The sequence below is a fragment of the Pseudomonas sp. LBUM1652 genome (assembly GCF_059716105.1).
In genome coordinates, this window is the sequence record NZ_CP166804.1 from 3536708 (window position 1) to 3560784 (window position 24077).

Consider the following 24077-nt stretch of genomic DNA (forward strand, 5'->3'; position numbering starts at 1 on the left):
CTGCACAAACGGCGGGATCGGCTAATCTGCCGGGTATAACAACAATACCCACAGGTGAACGCAGTGAGGCAGACCACCGAGGCATTTCGCAGCCGCTATCGCGCGGCGATCCATCCGTTTTACAACCCGTGGCTGCACGGCGTCTTCGTGCTGCTGTTCGGTGTGTTGGCCATCGGTGCGTTCTGGAACACCGTGCAACAGGTCGGTTGGCTGGAATGGCTGACCGTGCCGCTGACGCTGTTGTTTTTCAACTTTGGCGTGTACATGGTCCATCGCCATCTCGGCCACCATAAAAAAACTTTCGCAAAAATGTTCTACGCCCGGCATGCGGGCGACCATCACAGCTTCTTCACCCCCGGCCACATGACCTACGACAGCGCCCGGGATTGGCGAGTGATTCTGTTCCCGGCGTGGTTGATCGTGATTCACACGCTGGTCATCACTCTGCCGTTGTGGTGGCTTTTCGCGCAGGTCAACGCCAATGTTGCCGGGTTGTTTGGCGGCTGCATGGTCCTGGGTTATCTGGCCTACGAGGTGTTTCACGCCGCTGAACACCTGCCGCCAGACAACCCGCTGACGCGCCTGCCGTGGATTCGCCAGATGCGGCGTTTGCACGAACTGCATCACCGTCGCGAGCGCATGCAGGAGCGCAATTTCAATATCGTCCTGCCATTGATGGACTACCTGTTCGGCACCCTGTACTGGGAGCCGGAAACCTCCCCTTCGAGCTATTCGAGAATGCCCATGACCCGCATGCAGCACACGATAGATATCGCCGGCGACCCGATTGCCGTGCTCGCCTATGCCGCCAGTGTCAGCCACTGGCCCGAGTGGCACCCGTCTTCATTAAAGATCGACGGCGCGCAAGGCCCGTTGCACGCCGGGTCACGGTTTGAAGAAGATATTCATGCCGGCGGACGTGCCGGTCACCTCAGTTGGGAAGTCACCGAGTACCTGCCCGGCCGACGCTGGTGCGCGCGAGCGCAAGGCGATCACGGTTTGTCGTTGCTGTTGACCTACGAGTGCTCGGCTGAAGGCAACGGCACACGGTTTGTGCGCACGCTTGATTATCGCTTCGACGGTTTGGGCATGCGCATTGCCAATCAGTTATTGCTCAAACGCCGCATCGAGCGGGAGTCGGCGGCATCGATGCTCGCGTTGCGCGATAGAGCGGCACAGCATCTGGCGTCCGTGAGGGCCAGCGCATGAGGTGGCGGCGGTTTCTATTGCTGCTGATTGTTGTCGTCATCGCGTATCTGCTGCTGATGCCCACCCGGGTGGAACCGGTCGCGTGGAAACCGGCGTCGGCGCCCTCCCTCAGCGAAGGCGTCTATGCCGACAACCAGCGTCTCAAAGCGACCGAACAGGTTGGGCCGAGTGATATCGAAGGCCCGGAAGCGCTACTACTGGAGAGCGATTTTCTGATCACCGGGCTGCATGACGGGCGGCTGATCCGCACCAGTCTCGACGGCAAGACGCGCAAAGTTCTGGCTGATACCGGCGGAAGACCGTTGGGGCTGGCGCGGCATCCCAACGGGTTGCTGGTGATCGCCGACGGGGTCAAAGGCTTGCTCTCGCTGGATGCTCAAGGCCAGTTGATTCCCTTGACCACCGCTGCCAACGACCTTGAATTTGGTTTCACCGACGACGTGGCGATCGACAAGTCCGGGCATTACGCCTATTTCAGCGATGCCTCCAGTCGCTGGGGTTACGGCCATGACGGCGAGGCAATCATCGAGCACGGCGGCGACGGCCGTCTGCTGCGCTATGACTTCCAGACTGGCAAAACCAGCGTACTGCTGGACAAACTGGAGTTCGCCAACGGTGTAACCCTCGGCCCGGATGACGCCTACGTGCTGGTCAACGAGACCGGCGCCTACCGCATCAGCCGCTTCTGGCTGACCGGGCCGAAGGCTGGCACCCACGACGTGTTCATCGATAATTTGCCGGGGCTGCCGGACAACCTGGCGTTCAATGGCAGCAACCGCTTTTGGGTGGCCCTCTATGCACCGCGCAATGCGTTACTGGATGGCACTGCCGGATATCCGTTCGTACGCAAGATGATCGTGCGGGCGCTGACCGTACTCCCCAAACCGATGCAAAAGCGCGGATTTGTGTTGGGGCTGGATCTTGAGGGCAAGGTGATTGCCAATTTGCAGGATGCCAGCAGCGGCAATTATTCGCCGATCACCACGGTGCGCGAGTATGGGGACTGGTTGTATTTCGGATCGCTCAAGGCAACGCATATGGCGCGGTTGCCACTGACTGAAGCCCTGAAGTAAGCCTGCTGAATTTGCGCTGGATTGACTGACGCCATCGCTGGCTTGCCAGCGATGGAGGTCTGTCAATTAGAGGATTTATCGAACTTGTCGGGGTCTTCATCCTCCGGCAGTTCTTCAACCGGCTCTTCAGGGAATGCGGTGGTATGCGCCGGGCTATTAGGCTCGGGATGGGTCGGAACCGGGTCGAATGCGCCCTGCTCTTCACTGGGGAATTTGGGATCGTTCATAAGGCACCTCGCAAAGAGTCGGTGATGGAAGACTCTGAACATTCGAGGTGCCGGGCGTGGCCGTCGTTCCAGTCAATCTGCAACCGTAGGTCGGCAGGTTAATCAGGGGTCAGGCTTTCGCCTGTAACTGCTGGACGATCTTGTCTTTGACCTGCAAGCGCTTCTCTTTGAGTTTCTTCAGTGCGTCGTCACTGGGGGCATCCGACTGGGCGGTTTCGGCCTTGACCACTTCGGCATCAGCTTCGGCATACTTGTTGATCAATGAATCCAGTAACGGATCGTTGGAGCGTTTGTGCTGGATCTCTTCCTTTGCAATCTTCAAGTCCTGTAACAGGTCATGGGGAACCGGCATGGAACACCTCCATCAGTTGATCGGGTGGCCAACGCGACCGATTGCGCTGGCCAGTTACCAGAATGGCCTCGGTTGAGCCGTTCTGTCGACCACCTGTCAGACCAGCGGTGGCCGTTCGTCGCCCTCTCGCAAATGCGATAAAACCTTTGTCCGTCGCCCTGCCTCCACTGCATAACGCTCACAACAAACTGCGTGGAGATACACAAATGGACGGATTCAAGCTGCGTCATCTGGTACTGGCTGTCGCTTTGAGCACTGGCATGAGCAGCGCCTTCGCTGCCACCGACAACAACTTCGTCGATAACGCCGCTGCCGGTGGCATCGCTGAAATCGAAACCAGCCGCCTCGCTCTGGAAAAAAGCCAATCAGCGGACATCAAGGCGTTCGCCACCATGATGATTACCGACCATGGCAACGCCAATGATGAACTGGCGACGATTGCCAAGGCCCATGACATCGAGGTGCCGGACACCACCACGCTGGTCAAGCAGGCCAAAGAGAAAATCCTCGACATGCGCGACGAGTCCTTCGACGCGGCCTACGCCAACAATCAGGTGAAGGCTCACGAAGACACCATCGAGTTGTTCAAGAAGCAGGCCAACACCGTGACGGATGACAAGGTCAAAGGCGCGACTGAGCTGAAAGCGTTCGCCCAGAAAATGCTGCCGGCGCTGGAAAAACATCTGGCAGCGGCGAAGGAACTGCAAGCCAAGCATCCGAGCAAATAAATGATCGGCTGCAAATAACGAGGCCGCATCCAATGGATGCGGCCTCGTTATTTGCGACCCTGATTAACCCCCATCCGTGTCTATATCTGCATCCGTCTCCTCACCCGGTTTCGCACGATCCGGCTCAGGCTCGAAACCCGGGCTGAACTCGTTGTCGTTGTCGGTGTGCTGGTTCTTCTGATCCACCGCCGGATCAGCACTTTGCGCCTGCTCCGTAACACCCTGGCGTTGTGCAGGTTGCGTCGGCGCCGGTTGCCCCGGCACTTGCGGATCGATGGCCGGATCATTGCGATTGATCGGCTGCCCCGACTGATTTTGCTGTTGCTCGTTCATAAGCACCTCGTTGTTCAAAGCCAGCGCGACTGAAAACAGTCGGGCCTTGAAAGTTCGAAGCCGGCGCCGCGCCAACGTTCAAAACATCGCACTCGCCAGCCGTGCCCATCGACGCGCGCGACTATCGGCTCAAGGCCCGGGCCAGAAACGGCGCTGTCCGGCTCTTTTTACTCGCTGCGACTTTCTGCGGTGTACCCGCCACAACAATCTTGCCGCCCTGATCCCCCGCCCCCGGGCCGATGTCGATCACCCAGTCACTCTGGGCGACCACGCGCATTTCATGCTCGACCACGATCACCGTGTGCCCCGCTGTCACCAGCGTATCGAGCTGTTCCAGTAATCGATCGACATCCCGTGGATGCAGGCCGGTGGTCGGTTCATCCAGCACATACAAGGTCGCGCCGCGCTGGTTGCGCTGCAGTTCGGTGGCCAGTTTGATCCGCTGCGCCTCGCCGCCGGACAGTTCCGTGGCCGGTTGCCCCAGCCGTAGATAACCGAGGCCAATATCACGCAGCACCTCCAGCGAACGACGAATACCCGGCTGTCCGGCAAACACCGTCACCGCTTCATCGACCGTCAATTGCAGCACTTGGGCAATGCTCAAGCCTTCCCAGAGAATCGCCAGGGTCTGCGGGTTGTAACGCGCGCCATGACAGGTCGGGCACGGCGCATACACGCTGGGCATAAACAACAACTCGACGCTGACAAAACCCTCTCCTTCGCACGTCGGGCAACGGCCCTTGGCGACGTTGAAGGAAAACTGCCCGGCGTCATAACCGGCCGCCTGCGCCTCGGGCGTCGCGGCGAACAGCTTGCGCACGTTGTCGAACAGACCGGTGTAGGTCGCCAGATTGGAGCGTGGCGTGCGGCCGATGGGCTTTTGATCGACCTGCACCAGGCGCTTGATCGACTCCAGCCCGGCGACGACCTGACCGCTGCTGACCTGCGGCGCGTCGTCCTCAAGGCTGAGTTCTTCAGGTTCGGCATCAACGCTCGGCCGCCCCAGTTGCGCGCCGACCAATTCCAGTAAGGCCTGACTGACCAGACTCGACTTGCCGGAACCGGACACGCCGGTCACCGAGGTGAAGCAACCCAAAGGAAATTCGGCGCTGAGATGACTGAGGTTATTGCGGCTGACGCCATCGAGTTTCAGCCAGCCCGATGGCTTGCGCGCCGCTCGTGTCGGACGCTGCTGCTCAGCGAACAGATAAGCGCGGGTCTGCGATTGTTCGATGTCGGCCAGACCCGCTGGCGGGCCGCTGTACAGGATCTGCCCACCCTTCTCACCCGCCGCCGGGCCAACGTCGATCAACCAGTCGGCGCGGCGCATGGTTTCCAGATCATGTTCGACCACAAACAGGGTGTTGCCGTCGGCCTTCAAACGCTGCAAGGCTTCGAACAGCGCCTCGCCATCAGCGGGATGCAGCCCGGCGGACGGTTCGTCGAGCACGTAGATCACGCCAAACAACTGCGAACCCAATTGTGTGGCCAGGCGCAAACGCTGCAATTCACCGGACGACAAGGTCGGCGTGCTGCGCTCCAGCGCCAGATAACCCAGCCCCAGATCGGTCAGCGTACTGACCCGCTCCAGCAGGTCCTCGGCAATGCGCTGCGCCGCCAGACGCTTTTCCAGCGACAGGTTCGGCGTGTGGCGCACATCCGGCGCGCCGGCATGGCCGCTCGCACCGTGGACGACGCGTTGCTGGCGCGCTTCGCGGGTCTGCGCATGGCTCAAGGTTTCGCCGCTTTCTTCGACGTGTTCCAGATAACTGGCCGCCGCCACCGGTTTCAATACTTCGGCGACTTGCAGCAACGGCATCTGCGACAGTTCACCGATGTCGTAGCCGGCAAACGTCACTGACAACGCTTCGCGCTTCAGGCGTTTGCCATCGCACAGCGGACAAGGACTGCCAAGCATGAACCGAGAAACGCGCTTCTTCATCAGCGCACTTTGCGAGTGGGTGAACGTGTGCAGGATGTAGCGACGGGCGCCAGTGAAAGTGCCCTGATAACTCGGCTCCATTTTGCGCTTGAGGGCGACGCGGGTTTCTTCTGGCGTCAGCCCGGCATACACCGGCACGGTCGGGGTTTCTTCGGTAAAGAGAATCCAGTCGCGTTGCTTTTTCGGCAGTTTGCGCCACGGGATATCGACATCAATGCCCATGGTCACGAGGATGTCGCGCAGGTTCTGCCCCTGCCAGGCCAACGGCCAGGAAGCGACGGCCCGTTGGCGGATGGTCAGGTCTGGATCAGGCACCATCAGTGCTTCGGTGACTTCATACACCCGGCCCAGCCCATGACACTCCGGACAGGCACCCTGCGGGGTGTTCGGTGAAAAGTCCTCGGCGTACAACATCGCCTGACCCGGCGGATAACTGCCGGCGCGGGAATAAAGCATGCGGATCAGGCTCGACAACGTGGTCACGCTGCCCACCGACGAGCGTGTGCTCGGCGTACCGCGCTGCTGTTGCAGGGCTACGGCGGGCGGCAAGCCTTCAATAGAATCGACATCCGGCACACCCACCTGATCGATCAGCCGTCGCGCGTACGGCGCAACTGACTCGAAATAGCGGCGCTGGGCTTCGGCATACAAGGTGGAAAACGCCAGCGACGACTTGCCCGAACCGGACACGCCGGTGAACACCACCAGCGCATCGCGGGGGATGTCGACGTCGACGTTCTTCAGATTGTGCTCACGGGCGCCACGCACCCGAACCATACCGGCGGGTGCTTTGGAGGTGCGTTTGGAAGTCATCAGCCTGCCTTGGTGAGGGAGTTTTCAGCTCAGTCGTTAAGCACCGCACGAATCATCTGCAATAGCGCTTCGGGGCCATAGGGTTTGCCCAGCAAATGTGTGTCGGGGCTGAGTTGGTGATTGCGCGAAATGATGTCTCGGGTGTGCCCGGAGGTGAACAGCACTGCCACCTGTGGTGCCTGCACCTTGGCCCATGCGGCCAGATCGGAACTCTTGATCAGCCCCGGCATGACCACGTCGGTGAAAATCAGATCGACATCGACGCCCTCCAGCAGCATCTGCATGGCCGCATCGCCGTTGCCTGCGGTCAACACCCGGTAACCTTCTTCACGCAACAACTCGACGGCCGAGGTGCGCACCGCGTCGTTGTCCTCGACCACCAGAATCGTCTCGTGACCACCTCTCTGATGATTGTCGATGCTCGGTGTCTCTTCGCGGATCGGCCGCAGGCTGCGCGGGAAATACAGCTGCACCCGCGTGCCCTCGCCGAGCGTACTGTCGATCTCGACGTGCCCGCCACTTTGTTTGACGAAACCAAACACCATGCTCAGGCCCAGCCCGGTGCCCTGGCCGTCGGCCTTGGTGGTGAAGAACGGTTCAAACACCTGCTCCAGCATCTGCGGCGGAATGCCTGGACCGGTATCGCTGACCGCCACCCGCACGAAATCGCCTGCGCAGATGCCTTTACCGGCGCAAAACGTGCTGTCGAGTCGGGTATTGAGGGCGCTGAGGACAATGGTGCCCTCACCCTGCATCGCGTCCCGGGCGTTGATCGCCAGGTTGAGAATCGCGTTTTCCAGTTGATTGCGGTCGACGTTGATGTGCCACGGTTCTTGCGGCAACTGCATATCGATCTGAATGGTTTCGCCCAACGCCCGTTGCAATAACTCGCCCACGCCGTCGAAGATCTGCTGCGGTTTGCACACTGCCGGTGATAGCGGCTGACGCCGGGCAAACGCAAGCAATTGCGAGGACAGCTTGGCACCGCGCTCGACTGCCGCCAGCGAGGCACTGACGCGCCGTTGCACGTTGGCATTGTCCGGTTCATGGCGTGCCAGCAAGTGCAGGTTGCCGGCGATCACTTGCAACAGGTTATTGAAGTCATGGGCCACGCCGCCAGTCAGTCCGCCGATCGCTTCGAGCTTCTGCGACTGACGCAATTGCTCCTCGGCGGCCAGCCGCGCCCCCACTTCACTGGCCACCCGTTGTTCAAGGTTGCGGGTGAATTTGAGCAGGGACTCTTCGGCGATCTTTCGCTCGTGGATGTCGATCAACACACCGGGGAAACGAAACGGTTCGCCCTGTTCATTGAACTCGCAGGCACCGCTGGCCAATACCCATAGATAACTGCCATCGCTGCGCTGTACACGGTATTCGGCGTTGTAGGGCTCACCGGTCTGCATTGAATGGACGACCCGCTCCTTCACCCAGGGCAAGTCATCGGGGTGGATGCGCGAGCGAGCGACGTCTTGCGCCAGGTTGCTCAGATCCTGGTTCGGTGGATAAGAGAACGTCCGGGCGAAACGTTCGTCTGCCGACATCGTGTCGCTTTTCACATCCCAGACAAACGAGCCGAGCAAGGCGCCGGCATTCAATGCCAGACGCACCCGTTCGTTATCGGCGCGGTAGGCATCTTCGGCGGCCTGACGCAGCTGTTCGGCAACCACCCGTTCAGTGGTTTCCACCACCGTCGCCATCACACCGGCAGGCGCGCCCGTGTCGTCGGGTACGGGGTTGTAATACAGATCCATCCAGACGTCTTCGGGCACGCCATCGCGCAGTAATACCAGTTCCTTGTTGCGGTAAGACAAGGTGCCACCGGCCAGACACGTATCCACCACATGCCGGTTGAACTCGGCGACTTCCGGCCAGCCCAGTTCCACCGGTGAACCCAGCAGGTAGGGATGCCGGCCACCCGCGAACTCCGAATAACCGTCGTTGTAGATCATGTAGCCAGCGCGCCCCCACAGCATGACCATCGGCAACGGCGAAGCAAGCAGCATCTGCACGGCGCTGCGCAAGCTGGTGGGCCAGGTATCCAGCGGCCCCAGGTCAGTCTGGCTCCAGTCGAACGCACAAATGCGCCCGGCCATTTCGCCTTTCCAACCGTCACAACCGTGGCTATCGGATAAAAACTGCATCGGTTGACTCGGTGTCCTGTGCTGATTGCCCGATAAACCGCGACGCCGTAAGGACGCGATGCCCGTCTGTTTCGAGCATCGCCGAGCGTATTGGTTTCATTAGATGTATAGCCGATTTCAGACGCCGTTCAGGTTTAAACACCGATCAGATGTTTGAGCGGATGGTAGCCAGTTTTCATTTTGGCGGCGACGTCGAGAATGGCCTTCTCGATACCGTTCAGGTGCACGCAGGTCAGTTCGATGGCGGCGCTCTGATTGCCGGCCTCGATGTACTCGATCAAGCGCAGGTGCTCATTGTCGCGGCAGGCTTCGTGGCTGTCGTCATCCAGTGCGGCAATGTACAGCGAGGCGCGGGAAATCAGCTTCTGGAACCAGTCGAGCAGCACCGGATTATTCAGGCTGCGGGCAAGCTTGAGGTGGAACTCCCCGAGCAGGTAGATCAGTCGCTCGTGATCGCCGGCCTCATGGGCTTGATCTTCCAGCAGCAAGTGTTCGCGCAGGACCTGCATGGCGGCGATGTCTTTGCGTCGGCATAGCTCGGTGACAATGCCGATCTCGATCAGGCGCCGGGTTTCAAACAGCGAACGAATCTCTTCGTTACTGGGCAACGAAACCGATGCGCCTTTATTGGGCTCGGTAGTCACCAGTCCGTCGGCCTCCAAATGCTTGAGCGCAGCGCGCACCGACGTGCGGCTGACATTAAACAACTCCGCCAGCGAAGCCTCGCCCAGTTTCATCCCCGGACGCAGCGAACGCTTGCTGATCGCCTCGTAAACCCCTTGGTAGACGCGGTCGACGGTGGTTTCCGGTTTCTTCTCGGTCACTCGAAAGCTCCTTCCGTGCTGGCAACGTTGCCATGGCGCATGAACTGTCGCGCAGGATATCGCCTTCGGCCGCAAGATGCAGGGTCTTGATTGCAAGTCGATATCGAAGAAAGTCGAGAAGTGTTCAGGCAAAAAAAATCGCAGCCTGTTGCCGCTTCTCGCAAATGTATTTACAAGAAGCGACCGCAGGCTGCGATCGTTTTATCTTCGCTGTCAGTCCGTGCCGTATTTAGGCGAACGTGGCCCGTACAGCAGGCCCGCCGGATGTCCGGCCGACAACAGACGATTACTGGCGACACCGGCAATCGGATAACCGGCGTCGGTAGAACTGTTGATGATCTGCTTCACCGCTGCGGTAATCAGCATGCCAACCAGGCCACCCGCGTTACCGTTGTTACCCTCTTCACTCGAGGCCCGCGCCGAACCGGTCCACAGCGTGGTGCCGGATTTCAGATCGACCAGTCTGGCGGTAGCGGTCACTGCGGTTTCGCTGCTGATCACCATGTAACGCATACCGTACTCGGTCACGGTGATGTACAGCGCCGCATCCGCGCCGAAGATTTCCTTCAGTTTGTCGGGCGGTGCCTGATGGATATCATCCGGCGTGGTCAGGCCGTTCTGGCGGAACGTCTCGTCAACCAGCGCGATCGGCAGCACGTAATAACCGGCCTCGGCCAGCGGAAACGTCACTTGCGACAACAGGCTGTAGGAGGCCTTGACGTCCGGCGAGGTGTTCAGCGGCGGCAGCACCAGAATGGTCTTCGGACGCGCTTGCTTATACGCCGAGTAATCCACGGTCTTGGGTTTTACGCAGCCACCCAGAAGGGTCAGTGCCAGCACGCCCACCAGCAGTTTCACTGCACGCGGGATCATTTGGCGTCTCCGGTCTTGGCGTTTTTAAGCAGGAAATCCATGTACGTGCCGGACTCGGGAAACAGGGTCTTTTCGGTACGGAACTGCTGCACCATCTGATCGTCCTTACCCATGCTCAGGTACAGCAGACCGAGGTGCGCGTGGTAACCCGGTGGTACGGCCTTACCCGTGGAGCGGATCTTCTGCAGGTCGGCTTCCAGTGCTTCAGCCTGGGCTTCTTTCGGTGTTTCGCTTTTGAAATACTCGTAGACCTGGGGTTCGTAGCCTTCCCACTGGTACAGGGTTTGCGGGCCGGCGCAACCCGCCAGCAAGGCGCTGGCGGCCAGCGTCAGGGTTATCAGCGACCGCGACAGAGTCAAATTCATGGGTTGTTGCTCCTTGCAATGGGCGTCGATCAGTTGCCCGGTTTCCAGGCACCGGCGTTCATGCCATCAACCAGGCGATTGATCGCCTCGCGCATGGCCAGATCCAGGACTTTGCCGTTGAGGGTGGAGTCGTAGGCAGCGGTGCCGCCGAAGCCGATGATTTCGCGATTGGACAAGGCGTATTCGCCGGCGCCCTGGGTCGAATACACCACTTCCGAAGTGCTGATGTTGACGATGTTCAGGTTGACCTTGGCGTAGGCCACTTGAGTTTTGCCGCGACCAAGAATGCCGAACAACTGGTGGTCGCCGGTCTCTTTGCGGCCAAACTCGGTGACATCACCGGTGACCACATAATCAGCGCCCTTGAGGCGTTGGGCCTGGCCCTTGATCGCCGCTTCCTGCTGGATTTCGCCCATGTTGTCGCGATCCAGCACGGAGAAACGGTTGGTCTGCTGCAAGTGCGTGATCAGGATGGTCTTGGCCTGACCACCGAGACGGTCGACGCCGTCGGAGAAGATCCCGCGCATATAGCTGGAGCGGTTATCGAACTTGCCCACGGCCATCGGCACGCGAACGCCAGTCCAGACTTGCGTGGCGCTTTCAACCTTGGCCACCGGCAGCGCGCGGGAGCTTTCGGTCGCGCAACCGGCGAGCGTGCCGGCGATTGTGCCCAGCACGGCAATCGCAACGCCTGAGACCAGCATCCGGGAGATCATTCTCACTGAGTATTTCCTTCTTGAAAAACGGGGGTGTCCCGGCACAGCAACGCGGTGGGGAGCGGAAAAGGGGCGGCATTATGACAAAGTGCCATCATTGATGACAGGTTTTTTTTGACGCCAATGGATTGGCTGCTCTGGGAACGATCAGACAGAGAATTTTGTGGTGTCAGTGGAAATCGCGGCTCTGCACGCGGATGCCGTTGAGCAGCGGACTCAGGTCGCTCAGGCGGCCGGCGATCAAGTGGCGTACGTCGCCCTCGCGCTCCCAGCGGCCATCGACCTTGAGCAATTGCGAGCCGACCAGTACCTGGCGCTGACGCTCGGCCAGGTCGCGCCAGACCACCACATTGACGTTGCCGAACTCGTCTTCCAGGGTGACAAACGTCACGCCGCTGGCAGTACCCGGTCGTTGCCGGCCCGTCACCAGCCCGGCAATGCTGACCGGGCGACCATGCTCAACGTCGAGCAACTCTTTTGAACTGCGGCAACGCCGCGCCTTCAGTTCGTCGCGCAACAACGCCAACGGATGCGGCCCCAGGGTGGTGCCGACCGTCGTGTAATCGGCGTGCAGATCTTCACCGACACTGGGCTTGGGTAGCACCGCGTCAGGCTCTTCCTGACTCGGCAACCCGGCAAACAAACCCAGCTGTTTCTGCACCCCCGCCACCTCCCAGCGCGCCCGATGCCGATGACCGGCCAGGCCGCGCAACGCTCCGGAATCTGCCAGCAGCGCCTGCGCCCGACTGTCGAGTGCGGCCCGCTCGCCCAAATCGGCAACATCGGCAAATGCCCCGCGCATCCGCGCCGCTTCAATGCGTCGGGCATCGTCCTCGCGAAAACCCTTGATCATGCGCAGCCCCATGCGAATCGCCGGTTGTGCGCCGCTGATCGGTTCCAGGCTGCAATCCCAGTCACTGGCGCGCACGTCCACCGGGCGGATCTGCAGCTGATGCCGACGGGCGTCCTGAAGAATCTGGTCGGGGCTGTAGAAGCCCATCGGCCAACTGTTGATCAGCGCACAAGCGAACGCCGCCGGTTCGTGACACTTGAGCCAGCAACTGGCGTAGGTCAGCAAGGCGAAACTGGCCGCGTGGGATTCGGGAAAACCGTAGCTGCCGAAGCCTTTGATCTGCTCGAAAATCTGCGCGGCGAACTCCGGCGTGTAGCCGTTTTTCTTCATGCCGGCGGCGAGTCGCTCCTTGTGCGGCTCAAGCCCGCCGTGGCGTTTCCACGCGGCCATGGAGCGGCGCAACTGATCGGCCTCGCCGGGGCTGTAGTCCGCGGCGACGATGGCGATCTGCATCACTTGTTCCTGAAACAGCGGCACGCCGAGGGTGCGTTTGAGCACCACTTCCAGTTCCGGTGACGGATAGGTTTCCGGCTCTTCCTTGTTCCGCCGGCGCAGGTACGGATGGACCATGCCGCCCTGAATCGGGCCCGGCCGGACGATGGCCACCTCAATCACCAGATCGTAGAACTTCGCCGGTCGCAGGCGCGGCAGCATCGACATCTGTGCGCGGGACTCGATCTGGAACACGCCGATGGTGTCGGCGCGGCTGATCATCTCGTAGGTCGGTTTGTCTTCGGCAGGGATCGTCGCCAGTGTCAGATCCAGATGGCGATGACGGCGCAGCAGATCGAAACAGCGGCGAATCGCGCTGAGCATGCCCAGCGCGAGGATGTCGACCTTAAGCAACCCGACCGCGTCTAGGTCGTCCTTGTCCCACTGAATGATCGTGCGGTCGGCCATGGCGGCGTTTTCCACCGGCACCAGACTGTCCAGCGGTTGCTCGGAAATCACAAAACCACCGGGGTGCTGCGACAGGTGCCGGGGGAAACCGATCAGTTGCCCGGTCAGGCTCAACACCCGGCGCAGCACCGGGCTGTCGGGATCGAATCCGCCCTCAAGCAGGCGTGCCACTGGCGGTGTTTCATCGCTCCAATGGCCGCAGCAATCGGCTAGCGCATTGATCTGATCCGGCGGCAGGCCCAACGCCTTGGCCACATCGCGTACCGCACCGGCGGCGTGATAAGTGCTGACCACCGCTGTCAGCGCCGCGCGATGGCGGCCGTAACGGCGAAACACGTATTGCAGGACTTCCTCGCGGCGTTCGTGCTCGAAGTCGACGTCGATATCCGGCGGCTCGTTGCGCTCTTTCGACATGAAGCGTTCGAACAGCAACGTGGTGCGATCCGGGTCGATTTCGGTGATGCCCAAGGCAAAGCACACCGCCGAGTTGGCCGCCGAACCACGGCCCTGACAGAGAATGTGCTGCTCGCGAGCGAAGCGCACCACGTCATGCACGGTGAGGAAGTAGCTTTCGTAGCCGAGTTCGGCGATCAACTCCAGCTCATCGTCGATCTGCTTGAGCACTTTCGCCTGTGGCCCTTTCGGCCAGCGCCAGGCGATGCCTTCTTCGGTCAGGTGGCGCAACCAGGAACTGGCGCAGTGCCCGTCCGGCACCAGCTCTTTGGGATATTGATAACGCAACTGGCCCAGATCAAAGGTGCAGCGCCGGGCCAGACTCACCGACGCCTCCAGCAAGGCCGGCGGATACAGTTCGCGCAACACCTCGACACTGCGCAAATGCCGCTCGCCATTGGGGTGCAGGCGCAATCCGGCTTCCGCCACCGGGACGTGATGACGAATCGCAGTCATGGTGTCCTGCAAGGCGCGTCGGCCTCGGGCATGCATGTGTACATCACCACTGGCCACGGCAGGAATCCCCAACTCACCCGCCAGACTCGATAACGCCGCCAGCCGCCGCTGATCGTCCTGCCCGCGATGTAACTGCACCGCCAGCCACAGCCGTTCGCCGAAGGTTTGTTTCAGCCAACGGCCCTCTTGCACGTCATCAACCGAGTCCGGCACCCACAACACCAACAACCCGGGCAGCGCTTCGTTGAAGTCCTCGCGCAGCACCTGATACTGGCCCTTTTGCGTGCGCCGCCGGGCGCGGGTGATCAAGCCGCACAGCGCCTGATACCCCTCAAGGTTCTCCACCAGCAGCACCAGTTTCGGGCCGTTGTCGATGCGAATCTCGCTGCCGATAATCAGCGGCAATTCAACGGATTTCGCCGCTTGCCAGGCCCGGACAATCCCCGCCAGCGTGCATTCGTCGGTGATCGCCAGCGCCTGATAGCCGTGCTTTTTCGCCCGCTGGAACAACTCCAGCGCACTGGACGCACCGCGCTGGAAACTGAAGTTCGACAGGCAATGCAGTTCGGCGTAGCCATCGTTCATCCGAACCAGCCCTGCAGCCACAGCGGACCGCCCTCGCCCACCGCCCGATAGGCCCAGCCTTGCTGACCGGCGCGGTTCTGGATCAGGTAGTAATCGCGGCGCACATCGTCACCGTCCCACCAGCCGGATTCGATGCGCTCAGGGCCCATGAGGATGCGTGCCGAACCTTGCGCCACGCTCTGCGGTTCACCGAGCAACCAGCCCGGGCGGTAGACACTCGGCAAACCGGCGCAACGTTGTTTGTCGACGCCGTTCTGCCACGCGCACTCGGGCCGATGATCGGCCTGAAAGCGCAGGCCTTGCACGGCGTCATCGCCCAGCCGTGCGCGCAGGCGTTCGCGCAATTGCTCCCAAGGCAAGGTCTGCTGCGGACGGTCATCGAACAGTTCCTGAAACTGCGGCACAAAACTCGGCAAATCTTCGGCACGCAAACGGAAACCGCGCACTGGCGCCTCAACCTGCACCTGTTCCAGCCTTCCACGGGCCAGTTCGAAGAGCATCGCCGGGTCGCGTTCGGCGCTGAGCAGGCCGACCTTGATCAAGGTGTCCGGCAACCCGGCGTGTTCCAGATGCAGGTCGAAACGCTGCACGCCGCTGTCGCGCCCACACAGAAACGCCGACAGATCGCCGGTCAAGCGTCGTAAAGGGAACAGCAGCGCCTGATGGGATTGCACATCGAAATTGAGCTCGATGCGCACATCGAAACGATCCGGCGGCAGGTAGAACGCCAGCGCCAGCGGCCGCGCGCCAAACAAGGTGTCGAGATGTTTGAGCATCGGCGCTTCGAAGCGTCGGGCCAGTGCCTGACGCGGCAGGCTCTGCACCTGACTCAGGTTGCGCAGGCCCATGCGCGACAATGCTGTGGCCACGCCCGGCTCCAGACCGACCCGGTCGATGGGCAATTGCCCTAGATGATGCTGCAAGGCTTCGCCGTCCGGCACCACCAGTCCGTCATAGGCGTTGGCCAGAATGCGTGCCGCCACCGGGTTGGGTGCAGCGACGATGCGATGACGGAAACCCAGATCGGTCAGTTCCTTGCGCAACCGCGCTTCGAACTGCGCCCAGGAACCGAACAGGCCCAGGCTCGATTCGATCTCGAACACCACGGTGCGCGGGTAATGCACGCTGACCTGCGCGCTGAAGCGGTAGGCCCATGCGGCCAGAAACTGCTGCCAGTGTTCGACCTCGGCCACTTCATAATCGGCGGTGGCAAAACCTTTGCTCAGGGCTTGCGCAGCGGTCATCGACTGGCCGGGACGCAAGCCGAGTTTGCGCGCTGCCGGGTTGACCGCTTGCAGCACCCGGCGCTGGGCCGGGCCGCTGAGCAACACCAACGGCTCATCGGGATCGGGCCGCTGACGCAAGACGGCGTCGAGGGCCAATTGCGGGAACAGAATACACACCCAGCGCATGACGACCTCAATGCCCCACGGCAAAGGCAATCGGCGCCGCGCGAGCCAGTCCGCCACGGCACTTGAGTACACGCAATTGGGCCGGTTTTGCGTCGATGGCGATGCGCAACGCTGCCGGTGACGGATTGATCGCTTCGCTTAAGGGGCGCCACGCAAAGGCCAGGGTCTGGCCGGTTTCCGCCGCCACCTGCAAACGCCGCAACGCGCGGTCATCAGCCTTGTGCGGCCAGCACAGCACCGCGCCGCAACTGCCTGAACGCAGGCATTGTTCCGCCGCCCACAAGGCATCGCGTTCACTGGCCTGAATCACCGACAACTGACGCAGGTCGACCCCGGCGTTCTCCCACGCCTGCGGGTACGGCATGAAAGGTGGCGCTATCAGCACGATGCGCTCACCCGCCGCCGACAACCGCGCCAGCGTCGGCCACACCAGTTGCAGCTCACCGACACCGGGGCCGGCCAAGAGAATTTCGCTCAATGCCGCTTCCGGCCAGCCACCGCTGGGCAATGCTGCATCCAGCGCGGCATGCCCGGTCGGTTGTGGGCTGGCGGCCGGTGGCGCAGGACGGCCCTTCCAGACCTGGCCGCCATTGAACAGGGTATCCAACGCAACGACGGCGCCCATCAGCCTTGCCTCACCAGACCGCAGAACACCCCTTCGATGGCCAGATCCTGATCGTCACGCACGATAATCGGCTGATACGCCGGGTTGCGCGGTAACAGCCGCACCACATCGCCGACGCGCTCGAAACGCTTGATGGTGACTTCACCGTCGAGCCGCGCCACGACGATCTGGCCGTTGAGCGCCTCGGGATTACGCCGCACACCGACCAGATCACCATCGAGAATGCCGTCCTCGATCATCGAGTCGCCTTGCACCCGCAGCATGTAATCAGGAGTGCGGGAGAACAGCGCCGGGTCGAGCATCAGGCGGTTATGAATGTCGGCATCAGCACCAATCGGCGCACCGGCGGCAACCCGGCCAAGTACAGGAATCTCCAGCAACTCCGCACGTGCCGGTTGCCCGAGCAAGCGAATGCCCCGGGCCTGATGCGGGTTGACCTCGATAAAACCGGCTTCGGTGAGCGCCAGCACATGCTTGCGCGCCACGCTGCGCGAGGCAAAACCAAAAGCCTCGCTGATTTCAGCGAGGCTTGGAGGCTGACCGTGTTCGGCGATGCGTTCGCGGATAAAGGTCAGGATGGCGGTACGGCGGGGAGTCAGGTTCGTCATGGAGTACATTTGTACTCCTGTAGGATTTTCCTGACAAGCACCGCCAGTCAGCTCAAACCACGCTCGGCCAGAAACCCTGCGATGTAATCGATAAACGCCACGACTTTCGCCGTGGCGCGCCGATGGCTCGGGTACACCGCGAGAATGTGCGGGCCGAAGCTGTCCGGGTCGATCTCGTAGTCAGCCATGACCCGCACCAGTCGCCCGTCAGCGATAAACGGCGCAGCGCTCCACAACGGTGTATGCAGTAAACCGCGCCCGGCCAAAGCGCTGGCCAGCAGCAAGTCGTAATTGTCACTGCGCAAGCGTGGCGTTGCCGGTTGCGGCAGGCTCAGGCGCTGACCGTCACGCTCGGCCCACCAGAATTCACGGCTGAGCAACGGGTGCCGGTACAGCAGCCATTCATGCTGATCAAGGGTTTGCGGATTCACCGGCAAGCCCTTGCGCGCCAGATACTCAGGGCTGCCGCACAGGGCCAGGCGATTGCTGCCGACCACCCGCGCGATCAGCCCCGGCAAGTCATCGTGACCTTCGCGCAAGGCCAGGTCGTAGCCGCTTTCCAGCAGATTGACGAACTCGTCGCACAGATCCACTTGCAGGCTGATCTGCGGGTATTGCTGCAAAAAGCCGTCGCACACTTGATCGAGAAACGCCCGCCCGTACGCCAGCGGCGCGGTGATTTTCAGGCTGCCGCGCAAACCGTGCTGCAGTTGCTCGATTTCCTCGCTGGCCTCTTCCAGGCGCTGCAGCACCAAGCGTGCGGTTTCCAGATACACCCGGCCGATTTCGGTGAGCAAAATCCGCCGGGTACTGCGCTCAAACAGCCGCGCCCCGAGTTCGGCTTCCAGGTGGTTGACCGCTTTGGTCAGCGCCGACGGCGTCTTGCCTAGTTGCTCGGCGGCGCGGCTGAAACTGCCGAGTTGCGCGGTGACCACAAACATTTTCAATGCACCCAACTTGTCCATGCTTTTTCCATTCAGGCAAAAACGTTTTTCGTGAGGGAGGCGTTCTGTCGGTCGTTGCCAGCCACTAATCTGGCCATCAGACGCAATAACAAGGAAATCTTCAATGAAAAGATTCATCCCGAATCTGCTTGTCGCTGCAGTAAGTTTTGCCTCGATGGAAGCCATGGCCGCTGCCGATCTGGTGTTGGTCAATGGCAAGATTTTCACCGCCGACCGCGCTCAACCCAAGGTGCAGGCGCTGGCCGTAGAGAACGGCAAAGTGTTGAAAGTCGGCACGGATACACAGATCAAAGCGCTGATCGAACCCGGCACAAAAGTTATCGATCTAGGCGGCAAAGCGCTGATGCCCGGTCTGATCGATAGCCATTCCCACGCGATTTTCGGTGGTCTGGAAATGGTCTCGGCGAACATGGAAGACGAAGTCGTTGCCCTCGACGAACTGGAAAAAAAACTGCGCACCTGGCGAGACGACGGCACGGCCAGGCATGGCGATGTGCTGAGCATTGCCGGCATGAGTTCGAAGTATTGGGCGCAGGCTGAAGCCTTGGGCAAAACCTTCAACAACGGTGAATGGACCAACGTGCCGGTGGTGTTCACCGGCAGCGACCACCACACCGCGTGGGCCAACAACGTGATGCTCAAACGCGCAGGTATCGACGCCGCGCTGCTGAAAAGCCTGCCAGACGCGGAAAAAGATACGATCGGCAAACTGGCCAACGGCGAACCCAACGGTTTTCTGGTCGATGCCGGTTGGGATCGGGTCGCCTCGAAAATGCCGGTGCCAAGCGCCGCCGCCATGCTCAACGCGGCGAAGTCCGCCGTGCGCTACAACAACAGCCTCGGCATTACGGCGTGGATGGACCCCGCCGCCAACGCCGCACCGGGCGAGCCGGTATTCGCCCTCAAACCCACCGAGAAAACCGTCGGTGTGCTGCCGGCCTATAAGGCGCTGGCAGAAAGCGGCGACATGAGCGTGCACGTCGCCGCGCTGCTGGTGGCCAATTCGAAAAGCGTACCTGCCGATCTCGATACCCTCGACAAGGTTCGCCAGCAGTTTCAGGGCATCCCCAACCTCACCCTGCCCGGCATCAAAATCTTCGCTGACGGGGTGATCGAATACCCGGCGCAAAGTGCGGCGATGATCGACCCGTACAGCAACTCGCACAAACAGGGCGAATTGCTGATCGACCCGCAGCATTTCGGCGCATTGGTCAGCGCCATTGATCAACGCGGTTGGCTAGTGCACATCCACGCTATCGGCGACCGTGCGGTGCGCGAAGCGTTGAACGGCATCGCCCAGGCGCGCCAGGATCGGCAAAGCGGCGTGACGCACTCGATCACTCACTTGCAAATGGTCAACCCGAAAGAATTCGCCCGTTTCAAACCACTGAACGTGATCGCCTCGATGCAGCTGCTGTGGGCCAGTGCCGACGATTACACCACCGACATGATCAAGCCCTACGTCAGCGCACTCGCCTTCCGTTATCAATACCCGGCGCACTCGCTGCTCAAACAGGGCGCGACGATTGCCGGCGCCAGTGACTGGCCGGTGTCGTCAGCGAACCCGTTCAACGCCATGGCCCAGGCCATCACCCGCGCCGGCCCGCTGGGCGTGCTCAATGCCGAGGAGCGTCTGGACCGCGAAACCATGTTCTACGCCTACACCGCCAACGCCGCGCGAACCATTGGCCTGGACAAGCAGATCGGTTCGCTGACGCCGGGCAAACAGGCGGATTTCATCGTCCTTGATCGCGACGTGTTCAGCGTCGACGACAAAGCCCTGCATGACACCCAGGTCCTGCAAACCTGGTTCGGCGGCCGTCAGGTCTACACCGCCGCTCAATAACAACACCGCCCCTCCCTGTAGGAGCAGCCTTCGGCAGCTCCTACAGGTTTCTCTTTCTGCCCCCATAACAATCACAACATCGGGACTTCACATGAAAGCCTTGCCCCTGTTCGCCCTGAGTTCCTTGAGCCTGCTGCCTTTAAGCAGCCACGCGGTCCCCTTGAACGACGACTTCGCCGTGCTGGTGGATTTGACTGTGGCCAGCGATTACCGCACTCGCGGCATCTCGCAGACCCAGAACGACCCCGCCGTGCAGGCCGGTTTGACCCTCGCCCACAGCAGCGGTTTGTACCTCGGCGCCTGGAGTTCCAACGTCGATTTCGGCGGCGGCCTGAAAACCCGTCAGGAAGTCGATTACTACGCCGGTTGGCTGTGGCAGGCGACCGAAGAGGTCAGCCTGGATCTGGGCTATCTCAAATACGCCTATCCCGGGGAAAGTCAGTTCAACCAGAGTGAGGTGTACGGGATTCTCGGTGTGTACGGGGTGAAATTTGCGGCGTATCACTCAAGCGATGCGCCCGGCATCGATAGCCAGCAGAGTTCGCTTTACAGCTACGTCAGCTATGAAACCGAACTGCCGTTCGATTCGGGCCTGAAGTTGCGTTATGGCCATATGGATTTCAAGGATCCGCATGTGTATTCGGCCTCCGGGCATGGCGAAGCGTCGTACCGCGAATGGGAAGTGAAAGTCACCCACAATCTGGCCGGAGTGCTGCTGGGTTTGAGCTACATCGACACCGATCTGTCGCAAACCCAGTGCTTGAGCAACTGGGGATTCAAGGACGTGTGCACCGCGACTGTGGTTGCCAGCGTCAGTAAATCTTTCTGACACACCACACTCCTACATTGGGCTTTTGGTGGGTTCAGGAAGTGAGCTGTGCGAGATATTGCCACGGGTAGATCCCGCGTTGGTGGCCATCGCTGAACACCAGCTGCACGCCATAGCCTTGGGGATTGATTTCGATGAGGCGCACGCGTTCATCCACCAGCGGCGTCAAGCCGCGCAGACGAAAAGCGCGGCATTGCGAGCAGGGGCATTGGCGGCGCAGTTCGGCGTGATCGAGCACCGATTCGCTGCCATCAGGCCAGCTTAGTCGAAGGGTCTGCTCACTCTGCGAGTTGCCGACTGACAGCGGGTTCATTGCAGCTGACTCAGGGCTATCCGCACCGCTTTGCGCACTTCCGGATCACCATCGTCCTGCGCGGCCTGCAACGCCGCCACTGCACCGCGATCATTCAACTCGCCCAAGGCCAACGCGGCTTCCTTGCGCAGGTTGCTGATGCGGTGCCCAAGGGTTTCGATCAAGGCGTCGAGCGCAGGAGCGAAACGCAAGCGACCTAGGCTGCGGGTGGCGCGCAGGCGAACTTGCCAGTAATCGTCGCCCAGCGCTTCGATCAATGCCGGGCCGGCGTCGATGTGACCGACTTTGCCCAACGTAGTCGCCGCTTCCTCGCGCACTTGCCAGGCGTCGTCCTGCAAGGCTTGGCGCAGGGCCGGCAGCACATCGGCGCCAGAGGCCAGACCGAGAGCGCCGGTGGCGGCGCGGCGCACCTCGATGTCAGGGTCAGCGCTGGCCAGTCGCGCCAATGCCGCCAGTGCGTCGAGTTGTTTGAGCCAGCCGAGCACGCCCACGGCTTCGCGGCGTACATGGGCGTCGGCATCCTGCAGTGCGGCGACTGCAGCGGGCGCGGCAGCGACAAAACGCAACTCACGTAAAGCACGGAACGCGGCGATCCGTACACTGACTTCAGCGTGATCAGTCCACGGCAGAATCACCCGCCCGGCGGCTTCGGTCTTGAGCAGGCTGAGGCTCTGTGCGGCGGCAGATTGCACGGCTGGCGACGAGTCGGTCAGGGCCTGACACAGTGCCGCTACCACCGGCTCATCTTCCCGTGCCTCCAACAACCGCGCGGCTTCAGCGCGGACTTCTTCTGCGGGATCATGCCCGAGGCGTTCTACCAGCCACAACAAGCCATCGGGTTCTTCGAGATCGGCCAGATCGATCAGGGCAATGCGCCGCACGCCAGCGTCTTCAGCGGTCAGTCGTGGTTGCAGGTCGAGAATGTCTTGGTTATCGGTCACAGCAAAAATAGAGGTCATAGGGCAAATCGCGGCAAAGGGTTTTCGGGAGGCAGGCCGAGCGGATTGAGGCGCGGCAGCGGTCGGTCGTTGTCGTGGCGTAACAGGTCGAGACAGTGGCGCTTCAGACGCGAGAATTCATGGCTGGTGACCAGCTCAGTAGTGCGCGGACGCGGGAAATCCAGGCGCAGATCTTCGATGATTTGCCCCGGCCGCGCGCTCATCACCAGCAAACGGTCGGCAAGAAACAGCGCCTCGTCGATGTCGTGGGTGACGAACACCACGGTGGTGCGGATGCGCGTCCAGATGTCCAGCAACAGTTCCTGCATGTTCAGCCGGGTCAAGGCGTCCAGCGCGCCGAACGGCTCGTCCATCAGCAACAGCCGTGGACGATTGACCAGCACCCGGGCGATCTCCACCCGTTGCTGCATGCCGCCGGAGAGTTGGTCGGGCCAGCGTTCGGCGAAACCGTCGAGGCCCACCAGTTTGAGAATTTCGTCGGCGGCGCGATGACGTTCAGCCTTGCCGATGCCCTGCATCTTCAGGCCGAAGGCGACGTTTTCGCGCACCGTGCGCCACGGGAACAGCGTGTGATGCTGGAACACCATGCCGCGCTGCGGCGACGGGCCGGACACCTCGGCGCCATCGACTTTGAGGCTACCGGCATGCGCGTTCAAGTGCCCGGCCAAGGCGCCGAGCAAGGTCGATTTGCCGCAACCGGACGGGCCGAGAATGCACACGAACTGGCCGGATTCGATCTGGCAATCGAGGCCCTGCACCGCTTCAAACGCGTGCCGACCTTCGCCGAGGACGATGGACAACTTGCGGATATCAATCCGCCCTTCCGGGGTTTGCATCATGCTCATCAGGCTTTACCTCGTGGACGATGCCAAGGCGTGAACAACCCGCCCAGACGCTTGATCAACAAACTGCTGCCCATACCCAGTACGCCGATCAGCAACATGCCGACGACAATGTCGGCGTAGTTCTGAATGGTGTAGGACTCCCAGGTGTAGTAACCGATGCCGAACTGGCCAGAGATCATTTCCGCGGTCACCAGACAGAACCATGAGGTGCCCATGCCGATCGCCAATCCCGTGATGATGCTCGGCGCGGCGCCGGGCAGGATCACTTCCAGCAGAATCGCCCGGCGCCCTGCTCCGAGGCTTTTTGCCGAAGCGATCAGGCGTGGATCGACGCCTTCGACGCCGTGCACGGTGTTGAGCAGGATCGGGAACAACGCGCCGGTGAAGGTGATGAAGACCATCGACAACTCCGAGGACGGGAACATCAGGATCGCCAATGGAATCCATGCCACGGCCGGGATCGGGCGCAGGACTTCCAGCGGTGGCAGCAGCAGGTCTTCAGCCCATTTAGAACGGCCGATGGCCAGGCCCAATGCGATGCCGACGACCAGTGCAGCGAGGTAGCCGGCGAAGACGCGGCTGAGGCTGGCGGTCAGGTGTTGCAGGAGCTTGCCGGAGTCGCCCAGACCGAGTGCGGCTTCGATGACCGCCAATGGCGTAGGCACATTGGCGAAGGTGACGAGGCCGAGGTTCCAGTGGTGGCTGGCGGCGAGTTGCCAGAATAGAAGGCAGAGCAGCAGTGAGGCGGATCTTGATGTCCAGCGCAAGGCGGAAGGTGTTTTCATGGAGCGGGTTTCCAGTTCCGGATCTGTGTGACGGCTAAGATTTACCC

23 protein-coding genes are annotated in these 24077 nt (G+C 61.2%); 5 read left to right on the forward strand and 18 right to left on the reverse strand.

Going from position 1 to position 24077, the window contains the following annotated elements; all coding sequences use genetic code 11:
- Nucleotides 1–63: 63 nt before the first annotated feature.
- Nucleotides 64–1209, forward strand: a complete 1146-nt coding sequence (locus ACA069_RS15915; RefSeq protein ID WP_497614232.1) for a sterol desaturase/SRPBCC family protein — start codon at nt 64–66, stop codon at nt 1207–1209.
- Nucleotides 1206–2282, forward strand: a complete 1077-nt coding sequence (locus ACA069_RS15920) for an SMP-30/gluconolactonase/LRE family protein (protein WP_497614233.1) — start codon at nt 1206–1208, stop codon at nt 2280–2282. Before ACA069_RS15915 ends, ACA069_RS15920 begins: the two co-directional genes overlap by 4 nt.
- A gap of 62 nt (nt 2283–2344) precedes the next feature.
- Here the strand turns inward: ACA069_RS15920 and ACA069_RS15925 are convergent, their stop codons facing one another.
- Both ACA069_RS15925 and ACA069_RS15930 read right to left on the reverse strand, forming a co-directional pair.
- Nucleotides 2345–2509 carry a hypothetical protein gene (locus tag ACA069_RS15925; RefSeq protein ID WP_187679806.1) on the reverse strand — a complete coding sequence of 55 codons (165 nt, stop codon included), beginning with the start codon at nt 2507–2509 and terminating at the stop codon, nt 2345–2347.
- A gap of 109 nt (nt 2510–2618) precedes the next feature.
- Nucleotides 2619–2861 (reverse strand): DUF465 domain-containing protein, encoded by a 243-nt coding sequence (locus tag ACA069_RS15930; protein ID WP_187679805.1) that lies wholly within the window; start codon nt 2859–2861, stop codon nt 2619–2621.
- Between the two features lie 206 nt (nt 2862–3067).
- Between ACA069_RS15930 and ACA069_RS15935 the strand changes: the two genes are divergently transcribed.
- Nucleotides 3068–3589, forward strand: a complete 522-nt coding sequence (locus ACA069_RS15935) for a DUF4142 domain-containing protein (protein WP_187679804.1) — start codon at nt 3068–3070, stop codon at nt 3587–3589.
- Between the two features lie 63 nt (nt 3590–3652).
- On the opposite strand, the gene ACA069_RS15940 is transcribed toward ACA069_RS15935, so the two are convergent.
- The 12 genes from ACA069_RS15940 to ACA069_RS15995 form a co-directional block, all read right to left on the reverse strand.
- On the reverse strand, nt 3653–3922 hold the full coding sequence (locus ACA069_RS15940) for a hypothetical protein (RefSeq protein WP_497614235.1): 270 nt from the start codon (nt 3920–3922) through the stop codon (nt 3653–3655).
- A 121-nt stretch (nt 3923–4043) separates the two neighbouring features.
- Nucleotides 4044–6677, reverse strand: a complete 2634-nt coding sequence (locus ACA069_RS15945; protein ID WP_497614237.1) for an excinuclease ABC subunit UvrA — start codon at nt 6675–6677, stop codon at nt 4044–4046.
- Nucleotides 6678–6706: 29 nt separating this feature from the next.
- Complete coding sequence (locus ACA069_RS15950; protein WP_497614239.1) at nt 6707–8818, reverse strand: hybrid sensor histidine kinase/response regulator; 2112 nt, start codon at nt 8816–8818, stop codon at nt 6707–6709.
- A 134-nt stretch (nt 8819–8952) separates the two neighbouring features.
- Nucleotides 8953–9642 (reverse strand): GntR family transcriptional regulator, encoded by a 690-nt coding sequence (locus tag ACA069_RS15955; RefSeq protein ID WP_187679800.1) that lies wholly within the window; start codon nt 9640–9642, stop codon nt 8953–8955.
- Between the two features lie 213 nt (nt 9643–9855).
- Nucleotides 9856–10515, reverse strand: coding sequence for a DUF799 domain-containing protein (locus tag ACA069_RS15960; RefSeq protein WP_497614241.1), 660 nt, complete (start codon nt 10513–10515; stop codon nt 9856–9858).
- Nucleotides 10512–10880, reverse strand: coding sequence for a DUF4810 domain-containing protein (locus ACA069_RS15965; protein ID WP_497614243.1), 369 nt, complete (start codon nt 10878–10880; stop codon nt 10512–10514). Before ACA069_RS15965 ends, ACA069_RS15960 begins: the two co-directional genes overlap by 4 nt.
- Nucleotides 10881–10909: 29 nt before the next feature.
- The gene (locus tag ACA069_RS15970) at nt 10910–11596 is read right to left on the reverse strand and encodes a CsgG/HfaB family protein (RefSeq protein WP_161986630.1); all 687 of its coding nucleotides are present in this window, start codon (nt 11594–11596) and stop codon (nt 10910–10912) included.
- A gap of 169 nt (nt 11597–11765) precedes the next feature.
- Nucleotides 11766–14843 (reverse strand): error-prone DNA polymerase, encoded by a 3078-nt coding sequence (locus ACA069_RS15975; protein WP_497614245.1) that lies wholly within the window; start codon nt 14841–14843, stop codon nt 11766–11768.
- Nucleotides 14840–16255: a Y-family DNA polymerase gene (locus ACA069_RS15980; protein ID WP_187679796.1), complete on the reverse strand. Its 1416-nt coding sequence runs from the start codon at nt 16253–16255 to the stop codon at nt 14840–14842. The genes ACA069_RS15975 and ACA069_RS15980 overlap by 4 nt, the downstream gene beginning before the upstream one ends.
- Nucleotides 16256–16262: 7 nt before the next feature.
- Nucleotides 16263–16880, reverse strand: a complete 618-nt coding sequence (gene imuA, locus ACA069_RS15985) for a translesion DNA synthesis-associated protein ImuA (RefSeq protein ID WP_497614247.1) — start codon at nt 16878–16880, stop codon at nt 16263–16265.
- Nucleotides 16880–17497: a transcriptional repressor LexA gene (gene lexA, locus ACA069_RS15990; protein WP_497614249.1), complete on the reverse strand. Its 618-nt coding sequence runs from the start codon at nt 17495–17497 to the stop codon at nt 16880–16882. The genes imuA and lexA overlap by 1 nt, the downstream gene beginning before the upstream one ends.
- 38 nt (nt 17498–17535) lie before the next feature.
- Complete coding sequence (locus ACA069_RS15995; RefSeq protein WP_497614251.1) at nt 17536–18453, reverse strand: LysR family transcriptional regulator; 918 nt, start codon at nt 18451–18453, stop codon at nt 17536–17538.
- Nucleotides 18454–18556: 103 nt separating this feature from the next.
- Here ACA069_RS15995 and ACA069_RS16000 point away from each other — a divergent pair, with 103 nt between their 5' ends.
- Complete coding sequence (locus tag ACA069_RS16000) at nt 18557–20299, forward strand: amidohydrolase (RefSeq protein ID WP_497614253.1); 1743 nt, start codon at nt 18557–18559, stop codon at nt 20297–20299.
- A 91-nt stretch (nt 20300–20390) separates the two neighbouring features.
- A complete protein-coding gene (locus tag ACA069_RS16005) occupies nt 20391–21128 on the forward strand; it encodes a TorF family putative porin (RefSeq protein ID WP_497614255.1) in 738 nt (245 codons plus the stop codon).
- 34 nt (nt 21129–21162) lie between these two features.
- Here ACA069_RS16005 and ACA069_RS16010 read toward each other — a convergent pair whose 3' ends face one another.
- The 4 genes from ACA069_RS16010 to ACA069_RS16025 are packed head-to-tail and all read right to left on the reverse strand — an operon-like array spanning nt 21163 to nt 24030.
- Nucleotides 21163–21441: a DUF971 domain-containing protein gene (locus ACA069_RS16010; protein ID WP_489879459.1), complete on the reverse strand. Its 279-nt coding sequence runs from the start codon at nt 21439–21441 to the stop codon at nt 21163–21165.
- On the reverse strand, nt 21438–22400 hold the full coding sequence (locus tag ACA069_RS16015; protein WP_497614257.1) for a HEAT repeat domain-containing protein: 963 nt from the start codon (nt 22398–22400) through the stop codon (nt 21438–21440). Before ACA069_RS16015 ends, ACA069_RS16010 begins: the two co-directional genes overlap by 4 nt.
- Nucleotides 22397–23245, reverse strand: coding sequence for an ABC transporter ATP-binding protein (locus ACA069_RS16020; RefSeq protein ID WP_497614259.1), 849 nt, complete (start codon nt 23243–23245; stop codon nt 22397–22399). The genes ACA069_RS16015 and ACA069_RS16020 overlap by 4 nt, the downstream gene beginning before the upstream one ends.
- Nucleotides 23245–24030, reverse strand: a complete 786-nt coding sequence (locus ACA069_RS16025) for an ABC transporter permease (protein ID WP_187679787.1) — start codon at nt 24028–24030, stop codon at nt 23245–23247. Before ACA069_RS16025 ends, ACA069_RS16020 begins: the two co-directional genes overlap by 1 nt.
- Nucleotides 24031–24077 lie beyond the last annotated feature (47 nt).